Here is a 14,360-nt window from a genome sequence, read left to right on the forward strand (position 1 = left end):
TTTTAAACGCCACTGTGGGTGTGGTGGCGGCCGCGGCCCCCCCCCATGTGGGGCCCGCGACCAAGTCCGGCGGGGGGGCCCCCCCCTCCCGGGGGGGCCCCGCACCCGCCGCACCGCCCGCTCCACGTTCTCCCCGGGGAGCCCCGGGACCCCAGACAGGTAAGGACACCACCATGGCGAACTACACCGCAGCCGACATCAAGGCGCTGCGCGAGCGCACCGGCGCCGGCATGCTCGACGTCAAGAAGGCGCTCGACGAGGCCGACGGCGACTCCGAGAAGGCGCTCGAGATCATCCGCGTCAAGGGGCTGAAGGGCGTCGCCAAGCGCGAGGGCCGTTCGACCTCCGAGGGCCTCGTGGCCGTCGACGTCTCCGAGACCGAGGGTGGCCAGGTCGCCACGCTCATCGAGCTCAACTCCGAGACCGACTTCGTCGCGAAGAACGAGAACTTCCTCAACCTCGCGGCCCGCGTCCTGACGGCCGTCGCCGCCTCGGGTGCGGCCGACGTCGACGCGGCGCTCGCCGCGGACGCCGACGGTGAGTCCGTCCAGCTCGTCATCGACAACACCGCGGCGTCGCTCGGCGAGAAGATCGTCCTGCGCCGCACCACGCGTGTCGCCGGTGAGCGCGTCACCGCGTACCTGCACCGCACCGCCAAGGACCTGCCGCCGTCGATCGGCGTCGTCGTCGCCACGGACGTCGCCGGTGAGGCCGTCGCCAAGGAGATCGCGCAGCACGTCGCCGCGATGTCCCCGACGTACCTGACCCGTGAGGACGTCCCGGAGGAGATCGTCGCGAGCGAGCGCCGCATCGCCGAGGAGACCTCGCGCAACGAGGGCAAGCCCGAGGCTGCGCTGCCGAAGATCATCGAGGGCCGCCTGAACGGCTTCTTCAAGGACGTCGTGCTGCTCGACCAGCCGCTCGCCAAGGACCCGAAGAAGACGGTCGGCCAGGTTCTGGCCGAGGCCGGTGGCACGGTCACCGAGTTCGTGCGGTACCGCGTCGGCGCCTGACGCCTTCCTCCGGTGGCCCGGTCCGTGCTCGCGCGGACCGGGCCACCGCGCACCGGGACCCGGGCCAGGTCCTGGCGCACACCACGCAACACCCCGGGGACTCCGCGCAGGACTGTCCTCGGAACGTCCTGGGGCAGACCTCGGGAGCTCGGAACGACGAAGAACAGGTGGCGCTGCACATGGGCGACAACATCGAGACCACGACCCCGGCACGACGAGTTCTGCTGAAGCTCTCCGGTGAGACCTTCGGTGGCGGGCAGATCGGCCTGGCGCCGGACGTCGTCCAGCGCGTCGCGGGCGAGATCGCGGAGGCCGTGCGTCAGGGAGTCCAGGTCGCCATCGTCGTGGGCGGCGGCAACTTCTTCCGCGGTGCCGAGCTCTCCCAGCGGGGGCTCGACCGCGCCCGCGCCGACTACATGGGCATGCTGGGCACGGTCATGAACTGCCTCGCGCTCCAGGACTTCCTCGAGCAGTCCGGTGTCGACACGCGCGTGCAGACCGCCATCACCATGGGCCAGGTCGCCGAGCCGTACATCCCGCTGCGCGCCATCCGCCACCTGGAGAAGGGCCGTGTCGTGATCTTCGGCGCCGGCGCGGGGATGCCGTACTTCTCGACCGACACGGTCTCCGCCCAGCGTGCCCTCGAGACGCACTGCCAGGAGGTCCTCATGGGCAAGAACGGCGTCGACGGGGTCTACACCGCGGACCCGCGCACGAACCCCGACGCCGTCAAGCTCGACCACCTGACGTACACCGACGCGCTCGTCCAGGACCTGGCGGTCATGGATGCCACGGCGCTGAGCCTGTGCCGGGACAACGACGTGACCATGCGGGTCTTCGGCATGAGCGAGCCGGGCAACGTGACCCGCGCGCTGCTGGGGGACAATATCGGGACACTGGTCACGACGAACTGACCGGACGACCGACGAACGACCCGGACCGCGCCGCGACCCCGGGTGCGCCGCCCCGTGCGGCGCAGGACGGCTAGCCCAGCAACGCACGACGAAGGAGCACTGGTGATCGACGAGACCCTCCTCGAGGCCGAAGAGAAGATGGACAAGGCGATCGAGGTCGCCAAGGAGGACTTCGCGAACATTCGCACGGGACGTGCGAGCGGCGCGATGTTCAACAAGATCACGGTCGAGTACTACGGCGCTCCGACGCCCCTGCAGCAGCTCGCCTCGTTCAACACGCCCGAGGCCCGCACGATCGTGATCTCGCCCTTCGACAAGACCGCGCTGAGCGCGATCGAGAAGGCCATCCGTGACTCGGACCTCGGGGTGAACCCCAGCAACGACGGCAACATCATCCGCGTCGTGCTCCCCGTCCTGACCGAGGAGCGCCGCCGCGACTACGTGAAGCTCGCCAAGGGCAAGGCCGAGGACGCCCGCGTCTCGGTGCGCAACGTCCGTCGCCGCGCCAAGGAGCAGCTCGACCGCATCGTCAAGGACGGCGAGGCGGGCGAGGACGAGGGCACGCGCGCCGAGAAGGAGCTCGAGGCACTCACCAGGAGCCACGTCGACACGATCGACGCGCTGCTCGCCGGCAAGGAGAGCGAGCTCCTCGAGGTCTGATGCAGAAGTCCGAACGCACCGATGACAAGTGATGCGGTCGCGTCCAGGCCCCGGCGCACGCCGAAGGCCGGGCGCGACCTGCCCAAGGCGATCTCCGTCGGGATCGGGCTCCTCGTGCTGGTGGGGGCCTCGTTGGCCTTCCGCCCCGAGCCGTTCGTGCTGCTGGCGACCGCTGCGGTCGGGGCGGCGCTGTGGGAGCTGAAGCAGGCGTTCCTCCGTCGTGACATCCACCTGCCGCTCCTGCCTCTCCTGGTCGGTGCGGCGGGGATCCTGATCTCGTCGTACTACTCGGGTCCCGAGGCCCTGATGGTCTCGTTCGTCCTGACGGTGGCCGGCGTCGTGGTCTGGCGGGTCATCGACGGCTCGGGGACGGCGGCGGTGCGTGATGCCGCCGCGGGGACCTTCGCGACGGCCTACCTGCCGTTCATGGCGGGGTTCGTGATGATGATGCTGGCCAACCCGGTCAACGGCCGGATCCAGGTCCTCCTGTTCATCCTCCTGGCGGTCTCGAACGACGTCGGGGGGTACGTGGCGGGGGTCCTGTTCGGACGTCATCCGCTGGCGCCGTCGATCAGCCCCAAGAAGAGCTGGGAGGGCTTGGCCGGCTCGTTCGTCCTGGCCACGGCGATCGGCGTCGTGGGTGCCGTCTACGGGCTCGGCGTGAGCCCGGTGATCGGCGTCCTGCTCGGCATCATGGTGCCGCTCACGGCGACCGTGGGGGACCTGGCCGAGTCGATGATCAAGCGCGACCTAGAATTGAAGGACATGGGGTCGCTCCTGCCGGGGCACGGCGGCGTCCTCGACCGCCTGGACTCCATGCTCCTGACCGCTCCGTTCGTGTACCTGCTGCTCTCCGTCTCCCTCTGAGGCGGGCCCGTGAGGGCGAGTGCAGGCGCGGACGCACGCGCGCGTGCCGGTGCGTCGCTCGACGCACGGCGTGCTCGCACGAGTGCACCGTGCGTCGACGCGGTGCGCTGACCTGCTCCACCCGCTCCAACCTCTGGATCCTCCATGTCTGTTCGCCCGTCCGTCGAATCGAAGCCGCTGCCGCTCGTCATGTCGGCACCCCGCCGCGGGAAGCCCCCGCGCCACTTCGCCGACCTCTCCCCGGAGGAGCGCACGGCCGCGGTCGTGGAGCTGGGGGAGAAGCCGTTCCGCGCCAAGCAACTCGCGACGCACTACTACGCGCACTTCACGAACGACGCGGAGGACATGACCGACCTCCCCCAGGCGACGCGGAACCTGCTCGTCGAGAACCTGATGCCGCCGTTGCTGACGCCCGCGCGCGTCATGCAGGCCGACGGCGGGACGACGATCAAGACGCTCTGGAAGCTCTTCGACGCGGCCAAGGTCGAGTCGGTGCTCATGCGGTACCCGAACCGGTCGACGCTGTGCGTCTCGAGCCAGGCCGGGTGCGGCATGGCCTGCCCGTTCTGCGCGACGGGCCAGCTGGGCCTGACGCGCAACCTGTCGACCGCGGAGATCGTCGAGCAGGTCCGCTCGGCCGCCAAGTCGCTCGCGGACGGTGACATCCCGGGCGGGCCGGCGCGCCTGAACAACCTGGTCTTCATGGGCATGGGCGAGCCGATGGCCAACTACAAGGCCGTCATGGGCACGATCCGCCAGCTCATCGCGCCCGCGCCCGAGGGCCTGGGCATGTCGGCCCGCAACATCACGGTCTCGACCGTGGGCCTGGTGCCGGCCATGAACAAGCTGTCGGCCGAGGGCATCCCGGTCACGCTCGCGCTGTCGCTGCACGCGCCGGACGACGACCTGCGCAGCGAGCTGGTCCCGATCAACACGCGCTGGTCGGTCGACGAGACGCTCGACGCGGCGCGCAACTACTTCGAGGTCACGGGCCGACGCGTGAGCATCGAGTATGCGCTCATCAAGGACATGAACGACCACGCCTGGCGTGCGGACCTCCTGGGCGAGAAGCTCACGGCGCGTGGCTCGGGCTGGGTCCACGTGAACCCCATCCCGCTCAACCCGACCCCGGGGTCGATCTGGACGGCGAGCGAGCGCGACGTGGAGGACGAGTTCGTGGCTCGCTTGCGCGGGCACGGGATTCCTACCACTATTCGTGACACACGCGGCAGTGACATCGATGGTGCGTGCGGGCAGCTGGCAGCTGAGGAGGAAGCGTGAGTGCGTTGTTCAGCACCGTCTCGAAGGTGCGCAACGGGTACGACCCGGAAGAGGTGGACGAGTTCTTCGACCACGCGCGTCAGGTCTACGAGGGCAGGAAGCCGGAGCGTCTGACGAGCACGGACATCCAGGTCTCGATGTTCGACCTGGTCCGAGGCGGGTACGACACCCATGAGGTCGATGCGGCCCTCGACCGCCTGGAGGGGGCGTTCATCGCCCGCCAGCGTGCCGAGTACGTCGCGGTCAACGGCCAGCAGGCCTGGATGAACGCGCTCGCCGAGCGGGCTCGCAGCCTGTACGGCCGCCTGGGGCGTCCGGACGGCGAGCGTTTCGCACCTGCCGGTCGCGGCGAGTGGGGCTACGACATGGACGACGTCGACGACCTGTGCGACCGTCTCGTGGCGTACTTCGACCGTCAGGAGCCCATCACGGCCGCCGAGATCCGCAGCTCGACCTTCGCGCGTCGTCGCGGCAAGGACGGCTACGCGGAGGGTCCCGTGGACGCGTTCTTCGCGCGCGCCATCGAGGTGCTGCTCGGCGTCGAGTGACGCGACGGCAGGGGCAGGCCCGACGGCGCCGCGCGCCTCGTGCGGTCCTCGCACCTGGGAGGATGTCCCCATGAGTGTGCGCAGCGTGACCCTTCTCGGGTCGACCGGATCCATCGGCACCCAGGCCATCGACGTGATCTCCCGTCACCCCGACCGCTTCCGCGTGGACGCGATCTCGGCGGGTGGTGCGAACGCGGACCTGCTCGCGCGCCAGGCGATCGAGCTGGGCGTGGCGAGGGTCGGGGTCGCCGACCCTGCCCGAGCCGTCGAGGTCGAGGCGGCGCTGGCCCGCCTCGGCGCCGGCGAGCCACGGGCCGTCGAGGTCCTCGTCGGCCCGGACGCCGCGACCGAGCTCGCGGGGGCCGGCTCCGACGTCGTGCTCAACGGCATCACGGGCTCCGTGGGCCTGGGCCCGACCCTGGCCGCGCTCGGCGCGGGCTCGACGCTCGCTCTGGCCAACAAGGAGTCGCTCGTCGTGGGTGGTGTGCTGGTCCAGGACGCGAAGCAGCGCCCGGACCAGATCGTCCCGGTCGACTCGGAGCACTCGGCGATCGCGCAGTCGCTGCGCTCGGGGCGTCGCGAGGAGGTGCGCCGTCTCGTGCTGACGGCGTCGGGCGGTCCTTTCCGTGGGTGGGCCCGCGACGACGTCAAGGCGGTCTCCCCGCAGCAGGCGCTCGCGCACCCGACATGGGCCATGGGTCCGGTCGTGACGATCAACTCGGCGACGCTCATGAACAAGGGCCTCGAGCTCATCGAGGCGCACCTGCTGTTCGACGTGCCGACGGACGAGATCGCCGTCGTGGTGCACCCGCAGTCGGTCGTCCACTCGATGGTCGAGTTCGTCGACGGTTCGACCATCGCGCAGGCTTCCCCGCCGGACATGCGCCTGCCCATCGCGCTCGGCCTGAGCTGGCCGGACCGCCTGGGCGAGGTGGCCTCCGGGTGCGACTGGTCCACGGCCACGGCCTGGACGTTCGAGCCTCTCGACGAGGCGCTCTTCCCGGCGGTCGCTCTCGCGCGGGAGGCGGCGTCGGCGTCCGCGACGCACCCCGCGGTGTACAACGCGGCCAACGAGGAGTGCGTGGCGGCGTTCCTGGAGGGCCGGATCGGCTTCCTGGACATCGTCGAGACCGTGCAGCGGGTCCTGGGCGAGCACACGGGAACCTCGCGGGCCGCGGTCACGTTGGAGGACGTGACGGCGGCGGAGGCGTGGGCCCGTGCCCGGGCGCACGAGATCCTCGCCCGTCGCTGAGCGTCGTCGACGGCGGTCGGCCTCGCCGCCGCGCCGCCGGCCGTCCCCACCTCCTGAGGGTCCTCAGGCCGCCTGCAGGAAGCGGCGGTAGGTTCGGGCTCTCGGCAGTGGTCCACCTCGCAGTACTCGTCTTCTCGCAGCACCCCTGAACGGAGCACTCATGGCCGCGGTGATCGGCATCCTCGTCGTGCTGGTCGGCATCCTGGTGTCGATCGCCCTGCACGAGGTCGGGCACATGGTCCCGGCGAAGAAGTTCGGTGTCCGGGTCAGTCACTACTTCGTGGGCTTCGGCCCGACGCTGTGGTCGCGGACGAAGGGGGAGACCGAGTACGGGCTCAAGGCGATCCCGCTCGGTGGCTACGTGCGCCTGGTGGGCATGTACCCGCCGGCCCCGGCGGGCAAGAAGCAGTCCGACGGCTTCTTCGGGCGCATGGTGCAGGACGCGCGCGAGATGAGCGCCGAGGAGATCCTGCCCGGTCAGGAGCCGCGCGCCTTCTACAACCTCTCGGTGCCCAAGAAGATCGTGGTGATGTTCGGCGGGCCGTTCATGAACCTCGTGATCGCGTTCGTGCTCATGACGGTGGTGCTGGTCGGCATCGGTTCGCCGCAGGCGACCACGACGGTCGCGACGGTCCCGGCGTGCGTGACGCCTGCGTCCGCCCCGGCGGACTACGAGTGCACGGCGAGCGACCCGGCGACCCCGGCCTCGCTGGCGGGGATCGAGCCCGGGGACACGATCGTCTCGTTCGACGGGGAGCCGGTCACGTCGTGGGAGTCGCTGGTCGGCAAGATCACGGGCGCGGCGGGCCAGACGGTCCCGGTCGTGGTCGAGCGGGACGGCGAGCGGGTCTCGCTCGAGATCACCCCGACCGAGGTGGACCGTCCGGTGGTCGGCGACGACGGGCAGTACGTGACCGACGACGAGGGCGAGCCCGTCCTCAAGCCTGCCGGGTACGTCGGGGTCGCCCCGACCCAGGAGCGCGTCTCTGAGCCCCTCAGCGCTGTGCCGCAGGCCATCTGGGCCCAGGTCTCGGGCACGGCGGCCGTGATCGTCGAGCTGCCCGCCAAGCTGGTCGACGTGGTGCAGTCCACGTTCGGCGGCGAGGAGCGGGACCCGGCCTCGGTCATGGGCCCGGTGGGCGTGGGGCGGATCGCGGTCGACGTCGTGGGGGCCGACTCGGTCGACGTGGTCGACCGGGTGGCGGTCATGCTGAGCCTCCTGGCCTCGCTCAACATCGCGCTCTTCGCGTTCAACCTCATCCCGTTGCCGCCGCTCGACGGCGGGCACATCGCGGGTGCGCTCTACGAGGGGGCCAAGCGCCAGGTCGCCAAGGTCCGGGGCCGCCCGCGCCCCGCGCACGCGGACGTCGCGAAGCTCGTCCCGCTCGGGCTGGCGATGTGGGTCGTCCTGCTCGGCATGGGTGTGCTGCTGATCTACGCGGACATCGTCAACCCGATCCGCATCACCTGACCTGCCCGTCCGGTCCGGTGAAGATCTCGCGAAGAGTCGCGGGGCGAGCGGGGCGAGGGGCGCCGTCGGGCGCGTCGGAGGTGCTGAGCGGGGGATACTAGGTCCGTGAGCGTACCCATCAGCCTCGGCATGCCAGCAGCACCTCCGCCTGTCCTCGCACCGCGCCGCAAGACCCGCAAGATCAAGGTCGGCAAGGTCGAGGTGGGCGGTGACGCCCCCGTGAGCGTCCAGTCGATGACGACGACCCCGACCACGGACATCAACGCGACCCTCCAGCAGATCGCCGAGCTGACCGCGTCCGGCTGCGACATCGTGCGTGTCGCGGTGCCGAGCCAGGACGACGCGCTCGCGCTGCCCGCGATCGCGAGGAAGTCCCAGATCCCCGTGATCGCGGACATCCACTTCCAGCCGAAGTACGTGTTCGCCGCGATCGACGCGGGCTGCGCGGCGGTCCGCGTGAACCCGGGCAACATCCGCAAGTTCGACGACCAGGTCAAGGAGATCGCCCGCGCCGCCTCGGACGCGGGCACCTCGATCCGTATCGGCGTGAACGCCGGGTCGCTCGACCCGCGCCTCCTCGCCAAGTACGGCAAGGCCACCCCGGAGGCGCTCGTCGAGTCGGCCGTCTGGGAGGCGTCGCTGTTCGAGGAGCACGGCTTCCACGACTTCAAGATCTCGGTCAAGCACAACGACCCCGTGGTCATGGTGCGCGCCTACGAGCTGCTGTCTGAGCGTGGCGACTGGCCGTTGCACCTCGGTGTGACCGAGGCCGGTCCGGCCTTCCAGGGCACGATCAAGTCGGCGACGGCGTTCGGCGCGCTGCTGAGCAAGGGCATCGGCGACACGATCCGTGTCTCCCTGTCCGCCCCGCCGGTCGAGGAGGTCAAGGTCGGCATCCAGATCCTGCAGTCGCTCAACCTGCGCCCCCGCAAGCTCGAGATCGTCTCGTGCCCGTCGTGCGGTCGCGCGCAGGTGGACGTGTACACGCTCGCGGAGAAGGTGACGGCGGGCCTCGAGGGCATGGAGGTCCCGCTGCGGGTCGCGGTCATGGGCTGCGTCGTGAACGGACCGGGCGAGGCTCGCGAGGCGGACCTCGGCGTCGCGTCGGGCAACGGCAAGGGGCAGATCTTCGTCAAGGGCGAGGTCGTCAAGACGGTGCCCGAGTCGATGATCGTCGAGACGCTGATCGAGGAGGCCATGCGGATCGCCGAGACCATGACGCCGGAGAACGACGCACAGGCCGGTCCGCCCGTCGTCACCGTCGGCTGAGTCGACGGCCATGGCGCGCTGGCACCCTCCGGGGCCGTGGTCCCGGCTCCAGGCTGCCCGCGTCCTGGGGGACGCGGACGTCGCCGAGGCGCTGGGCGTGTGCGCGCAGGACCCGGTGGGCTCGGTGCTCGCGGCCTCGCGGATCGTGGAGGCGACCCGGCTCTCGCACAGCGGTGGGCAGGTGTGGGGGTTCCCCGCGCAGGGGCCTCTCGTGGCCATCTGCTGGGCGGGGGCCAACCTGGTGCCTGTCGTCCCGTCGCAGGGGGCGGACCGTGCGGAGGCGCTCGACGCGTTCGCCGCGCTCGCGCGCAGGTTCGGCCGCAGGGCGTCGTCGATCGTGGGCGAGCGGGCCGCCGCGCTGGGCCTGTGGGACCGGCTGGCCGAGCACTGGCCCGCGGCCCGGGACATCCGTGACGACCAGCCGTCGCTCATGATCGACCGCGCACCGGACGTCGACCCGGACCCGGCGGTCCGCCGGTCGGTGCCGGCGGAGCTGCCGCTGGTCCTGCCGGCGTGCGTGCGCATGTTCGTCGAGGAGGTCGGCTACTCGCCGGTCGCCGCGGGCGGCAACGCCTACGCGGACCGTGTGCGTGGCCTCATCACGTCGGGGCGCTCGTTCGTGCGGGTCGACGGCGCGGCAGCGGCCTCGCCGCCGACCCCCGGTACCGGTGCACCCCTCGTGGGGGCCCCGTCGGGTGGTCACGTCACGGAGCGCGTCGTGGTGTTCAAGGCCGAGATCGGGGCGGTCACGCCCGAGGTCGCACAGGTGCAGGGCGTGTGGGTCGACCCCCGGTTCCGGGGGCGGCGCCTGTCCGAGTCCGGCATGGCCGCGGTCGTCGAGATCACGCGCCGGGAGATCGCGCCGGTCGTCTCGCTCTACGTCAACGCGTACAACGAGCGCGCGCTCGCGACGTACCGCCGGGTCGGGTTCGAGCAGGTCGGGACGTTCGCGACCGTCCTGTTCTGAGTCCTACTTCAGGAGCTTCGACATGCGCCGGTCCGCGAGGACCTGGCCGCCGGTCTGGCACGTGGCGCAGTACTGCAGGCTGCGGTCGGCGAACGAGACCTCGCGCACGACGTCCCCGCACACCGGGCAGGCCTCGCCCGTCCGCCCGTGGACGCGCATCCCGCGTCGTTTGGCGTCCTTGAGCTCGGCCGCCGGCCTGCCCGACGACGTCGCGACGGCCTCGGTGAGCACGTCCCGGACCGCGTCGTGCAGGTGGGCCACGTCGTCGGCGTCGAGGCTGCGGGTCAGGCGGAACGGGCTGGTCCGGGCCGCGTGCAGGATCTCGTCGGAGTAGGCGTTGCCGATCCCGGCGATCAGCCGCTGGTCGCGCAGGACACCCTTGAGCTGCTGGTTGCGTGCGCCGAGGAGCTCGGCCAGACGTTCGCGCGTGAAGTCGGGCCCCAGGGGCTCGACGCCCAGGGTCGCGATCGCGGGCACCTCGTCGGGGTCGTGGACCAGGTGGACCGCGAGCCGCTTGCGGGTGCCCGCCTCGGTGAGGTCGAACCCCGATCCGTCGTCGAACCGGACCCGCAGCGCGAGCACGGCACGCACGCCGCCGCGGCTCGACGTGGGGCGCACGGGCGTCGTCGGCGCGGCCTCGGACCAGCGCAACCACCCCGCCCGGGCGAGATGGAAGACCAGGTGCAGCTCGCCGTCGGGCACGCTGCCCGCACCAGCGGCCCCAGGGGCCGGGCGGACCGCCAGGTCGAGCCACTTGCCGTGGCGCGCGGCCCCCGTGACCGTGCCCCCCACCAGCGCGGACAGCGGGGGAGAGAACGTCTTGAGGGCCACGATCGAGGCCAGGTCCGCCGCCACGACGACGCGACCGGTCGCACGCTCGTCGAGGAATCGGACGAGCGCCTCGACCTCGGGCAGCTCGGGCACGGTTCCATGGTGCCCGCTCGCGCGCCGGCGCGCACCGGAGGGCGGGGACGGGCGGCAGACCCTGCGGGGGAGCGGTGCCCGCGACGGTAGGATCGGGCCCATGTCTTCAGCCTCCAGCCGGGTGGTCGGTCCCCCCGTCAAGCCCCTCAAGATGACCTCCCTGTTCCTCCGCACGCTGCGCGAGGACCCGGTCGACGCCGAGGTCGCGAGCCACAAGCTCCTCGTGCGCGCCGGCTACATCCGCCGCGCCGCTCCCGGCATCTACACCTGGCTGCCGCTGGGCCTGCGCGTGCTCGCCAAGGTCGAGGCGATCGTCCGCGAGGAGATGGAGGACGCGGGCGGCCAGGAGGTCCACTTCCCGGCGCTGCTGCCGCGCGAGCCGTACGAGGCCACGGGCCGCTGGGAGGAGTACGGCGCGAACCTGTTCCGTCTGACGGACCGCAAGGACGGCGACTACCTCCTCGCGCCCACGCACGAGGAGATGTTCACCCTCCTCGTCAAGGACATGTACTCGTCGTACAAGGAGCTGCCGCTCACGCTGTTCCAGATCCAGACGAAGTACCGCGACGAGGCACGCCCGCGCGCGGGCCTGATCCGTGGCCGCGAGTTCATCATGAAGGACGCGTACTCGTTCGACGTGACCGAGGAGGGCCTCGAGGCCTCGTACCAGAACCAGCGCGCCGCCTACCAGCGGATCTTCACGCGCCTGGGCCTCGAGTACGTGATCGTGGCCGCGACGTCGGGGGCCATGGGCGGCTCGCGCAGCGAGGAGTTCCTCAACCCGACCGCGATCGGCGAGGACACGTTCGTGCGCTCGCCCGGCGGCTACGCGGCCAACGTCGAGGCCGTCGTCACGCCCGTGCCCGAGGCCCTGCCCTACGACGACGCGCCCGCTGCGCACGTCGAGGACACCCCCGACACCCCGACGATCGACTCGCTCGTCGCGCTCGCCAACGAGCGCTTCCCGCGCCCCGACCGCGAGTGGACCGCGGCCGACACGCTCAAGAACGTCGTGCTCGCGCTCACGCACCCCGACGGCCGCCGCGAGGTGCTCGTCGTGGGCCTGCCCGGCGACCGCGAGGTCGACCTCAAGCGTCTCGAGGCGTCGGTCGAGCCCGCCGAGGTCGAGCCCGCGGGCGAGGCGGACTTCGCCACGCACCCCGAGCTCGTCAAGGGCTACATCGGCCCCGAGGTGCTCGGCCCGCAGGGCCCCCAGGTGACCGTGCCCGCCGAGGGCAAGACCCCCGCGTCGTCGCACTCGGCCGTGCGCTACCTCCTGGACCCGCGCGTCGTCGAGGGCACCCGTTGGATCACGGGCGCGAACCAGCACGGCAAGCACGTGTTCGACCTGGTCGCCGGGCGCGACTTCACGGCCGACGGCACGATCGAGGCCGCCGAGGTCCGTGCGGGCGACCTCGCGCCCGACGGCTCGGGACCGCTCGAGCTCGCGCGCGGCATCGAGATCGGCCACATCTTCGCGCTGGGACGCAAGTACGCGCAGGCCCTGGGCCTGACGGTCCTCGACGAGAACGGCAAGCAGGTCGTCGTGACCATGGGCTCGTACGGGATCGGCGTGACGCGCGCGCTCGCCGCGCTGGCCGAGGCCAACCACGACGAGGCCGGCCTCGCGTGGCCCGCGCACGTCGCCCCCGTGCACGTGCAGGTCGTGGCCACGGGCAAGGACCAGGCGGTCTTCGAGGCCGCCGCGTCGCTCACGGCCGAGCTCTCGGCGCGCGGCGTCGAGGTGCTCTACGACGACCGCCCCAAGGTCTCGCCCGGCGTGAAGTTCAAGGACGCCGAGCTCCTGGGTGCCCCGCTCGTCGTGGTCGTGGGCCGCGGCCTCGCGGACGGCGTCGTCGAGGTGCGCCCGCGCCAGGGCGGCGAGGCCGTGCAGGTCCCCGTCGCCGACGTGGTCGACCTCGTGACCGAGAAGGTCGCCGAGCTGCTCGCGTAGCGCGCGGCAGGTACGGGACGGGCCGGGCCCGGGGGCGTTCGTCGCTCCCGGGCCCGGCCCGTCCGGTGACCGTGTGCCGGTGGCGCTCAGCCGGCCGCGGGCGTCTGCTCCGCCTGCTCGGGCAGGCCCGGGAACGCGCTCACCGGCGCACCCCAGCCGATCGCGGCGAGGTTCGCCTCGATCACCAGGTCGACGAGCGGGAGCCGTGTCCCGGTGCCGGCCTCGCCCGTGAGCGCGGCGTACGACTGCGCGAGCGAGGTCTCGAGCTGTGCCGCGAGCTCCGGCGTCGGGACGTCGGACGGGATCGTGTACGCGACCCGGCGGGGGTCCTGCGGACCGCCCGCGGTCCCCGCGGCCTGGGCCCACGCCTCGGCTCGCGCGCGGTGCAGCAGGGCGCGTCCGAGCGCGGCGTCGCGCAGCTCGCCGTCGGCGAGCGCCGCCCGGACCTCGTACGCGTACCCGGCGGCGTCCTCGGCCTCGATGATCGTGGACAGGTCGGTCGCGCTCAGGCCCGACGGCGCCGCCTCGGGGACGAGCAGCCCCGTGGGGGTGAGGAGCGAGTCGGGCAGGGCGGTGCCGGTCGTCGCGGCGACCTGGCGCGCCGAGGCGTCCTGCGATGCCGCGATCGAGGCGACGAGGCGCGCGAACGGGCCGTCCTCGGTCTGGTCCGCCGCCCCGCGCAGTGCCGTGGCGGAGGTCGCGAGCGCCTCGACGACCTCCGCGGGAGTCGCGGTCGTGGGAGCCGTCGGCCGGTCGGTCGCGCCGGGCGTGGGCCCGCCCGTGCCCGGGTCGGGCTCGGGGAGCCCCGAGTCGTAGACCCCACCCAGCTGGGTCACGTGCTCGTCGGCCTGGGTGCTCGTGCTCGCGAGGGCGTCGAGCGCGGCCTGGTCCAGGCCCGACGGCGTCGCGGCCGCCGCGTCTGCGAGGTCGCCCACGAGCAGCGCGCCCTCGACGGCCACCCGGCGCAGGGTCTCCTGGGCGTCCGGGACGGGCTCCGTCGGGGGCGGGGTCTCGAGCCGCAGGCCGCATCCGGCGACCACGAGCAGCGCGAGCGACGTGACGATCGCCACCACGCCGCGGCGCGCGGAAGTCCGTCCAGGGGCGTTCCGCCGCGAAAAACGTGACGAAGCGGACGCTGGGGCGGTGTCCGGGCGGCTCGGGCGGTGCGGGTGCGGAGCAGGTTCGGCAGTCATCGAGGGTGATGATGTCACGTTCGGCGCGGGTGAGTCGTTAGGCTGAT

The 14,360-nt window shown here is 72.0% G+C and carries 13 protein-coding genes; 11 read left to right on the forward strand and 2 right to left on the reverse strand.

The annotated features are described in order from the left end of the window. Positions 1-173 precede the first annotated feature (173 nt). The 10 genes from tsf (at position 174) to ACFVQ3_RS08285 (ending at position 10,242) form a co-directional block, all read left to right on the forward strand. Positions 174-1,013 carry a translation elongation factor Ts gene (gene tsf / locus ACFVQ3_RS08240; protein WP_138824802.1) on the forward strand — a complete coding sequence of 280 codons (840 nt, stop codon included), beginning with the start codon at positions 174-176 and terminating at the stop codon, positions 1,011-1,013. Between the two features lie 179 nt (positions 1,014-1,192). Next, complete coding sequence (gene pyrH, locus ACFVQ3_RS08245; protein WP_387637405.1) at positions 1,193-1,927, forward strand: UMP kinase; 735 nt, start codon at positions 1,193-1,195, stop codon at positions 1,925-1,927. 102 nt (positions 1,928-2,029) lie between these two features. After that, a complete protein-coding gene (gene frr, locus ACFVQ3_RS08250) occupies positions 2,030-2,587 on the forward strand; it encodes a ribosome recycling factor (RefSeq protein WP_387637348.1) in 558 nt (185 codons plus the stop codon). A gap of 21 nt (positions 2,588-2,608) precedes the next feature. Then, positions 2,609-3,454, forward strand: a complete 846-nt coding sequence (locus ACFVQ3_RS08255) for a phosphatidate cytidylyltransferase (protein WP_387637351.1) — start codon at positions 2,609-2,611, stop codon at positions 3,452-3,454. 144 nt (positions 3,455-3,598) lie between these two features. Further along, the gene (rlmN, locus tag ACFVQ3_RS08260) at positions 3,599-4,735 is read left to right on the forward strand and encodes a 23S rRNA (adenine(2503)-C(2))-methyltransferase RlmN (protein WP_387637354.1); all 1,137 of its coding nucleotides are present in this window, start codon (positions 3,599-3,601) and stop codon (positions 4,733-4,735) included. Further along, positions 4,732-5,283: a DivIVA domain-containing protein gene (locus ACFVQ3_RS08265; RefSeq protein WP_030150597.1), complete on the forward strand. Its 552-nt coding sequence runs from the start codon at positions 4,732-4,734 to the stop codon at positions 5,281-5,283. The genes rlmN and ACFVQ3_RS08265 overlap by 4 nt, the downstream gene beginning before the upstream one ends. 70 nt (positions 5,284-5,353) lie before the next feature. Continuing rightward, a complete protein-coding gene (dxr, locus tag ACFVQ3_RS08270; protein ID WP_387637357.1) occupies positions 5,354-6,535 on the forward strand; it encodes a 1-deoxy-D-xylulose-5-phosphate reductoisomerase in 1,182 nt (393 codons plus the stop codon). A gap of 160 nt (positions 6,536-6,695) precedes the next feature. After that, positions 6,696-8,006, forward strand: coding sequence for a M50 family metallopeptidase (locus ACFVQ3_RS08275; RefSeq protein ID WP_387637360.1), 1,311 nt, complete (start codon positions 6,696-6,698; stop codon positions 8,004-8,006). A gap of 129 nt (positions 8,007-8,135) precedes the next feature. Then, a complete protein-coding gene (ispG, locus tag ACFVQ3_RS08280; RefSeq protein ID WP_387637407.1) occupies positions 8,136-9,275 on the forward strand; it encodes a flavodoxin-dependent (E)-4-hydroxy-3-methylbut-2-enyl-diphosphate synthase in 1,140 nt (379 codons plus the stop codon). Positions 9,276-9,285: 10 nt separating this feature from the next. After that, a complete protein-coding gene (locus ACFVQ3_RS08285; protein ID WP_387637363.1) occupies positions 9,286-10,242 on the forward strand; it encodes a GNAT family N-acetyltransferase in 957 nt (318 codons plus the stop codon). A gap of 3 nt (positions 10,243-10,245) precedes the next feature. On the opposite strand, the gene ACFVQ3_RS08290 is transcribed toward ACFVQ3_RS08285, so the two are convergent. Then, a complete protein-coding gene (locus tag ACFVQ3_RS08290) occupies positions 10,246-11,166 on the reverse strand; it encodes an Fpg/Nei family DNA glycosylase (protein WP_387637365.1) in 921 nt (306 codons plus the stop codon). Positions 11,167-11,266: 100 nt separating this feature from the next. Here ACFVQ3_RS08290 and ACFVQ3_RS08295 point away from each other — a divergent pair, with 100 nt between their 5' ends. Then, complete coding sequence (locus tag ACFVQ3_RS08295; protein ID WP_387637367.1) at positions 11,267-13,120, forward strand: proline--tRNA ligase; 1,854 nt, start codon at positions 11,267-11,269, stop codon at positions 13,118-13,120. An 86-nt stretch (positions 13,121-13,206) separates the two neighbouring features. Here ACFVQ3_RS08295 and ACFVQ3_RS08300 read toward each other — a convergent pair whose 3' ends face one another. Beyond that, a complete protein-coding gene (locus ACFVQ3_RS08300; protein WP_387637370.1) occupies positions 13,207-14,190 on the reverse strand; it encodes a DUF4439 domain-containing protein in 984 nt (327 codons plus the stop codon). Positions 14,191-14,360: the final 170 nt, after the last annotated feature.

Origin of the sequence: Oerskovia sp. NPDC057915, from assembly GCF_042887685.1 — a bacterium.
Classification (GTDB): domain Bacteria; phylum Actinomycetota; class Actinomycetes; order Actinomycetales; family Cellulomonadaceae; genus Oerskovia.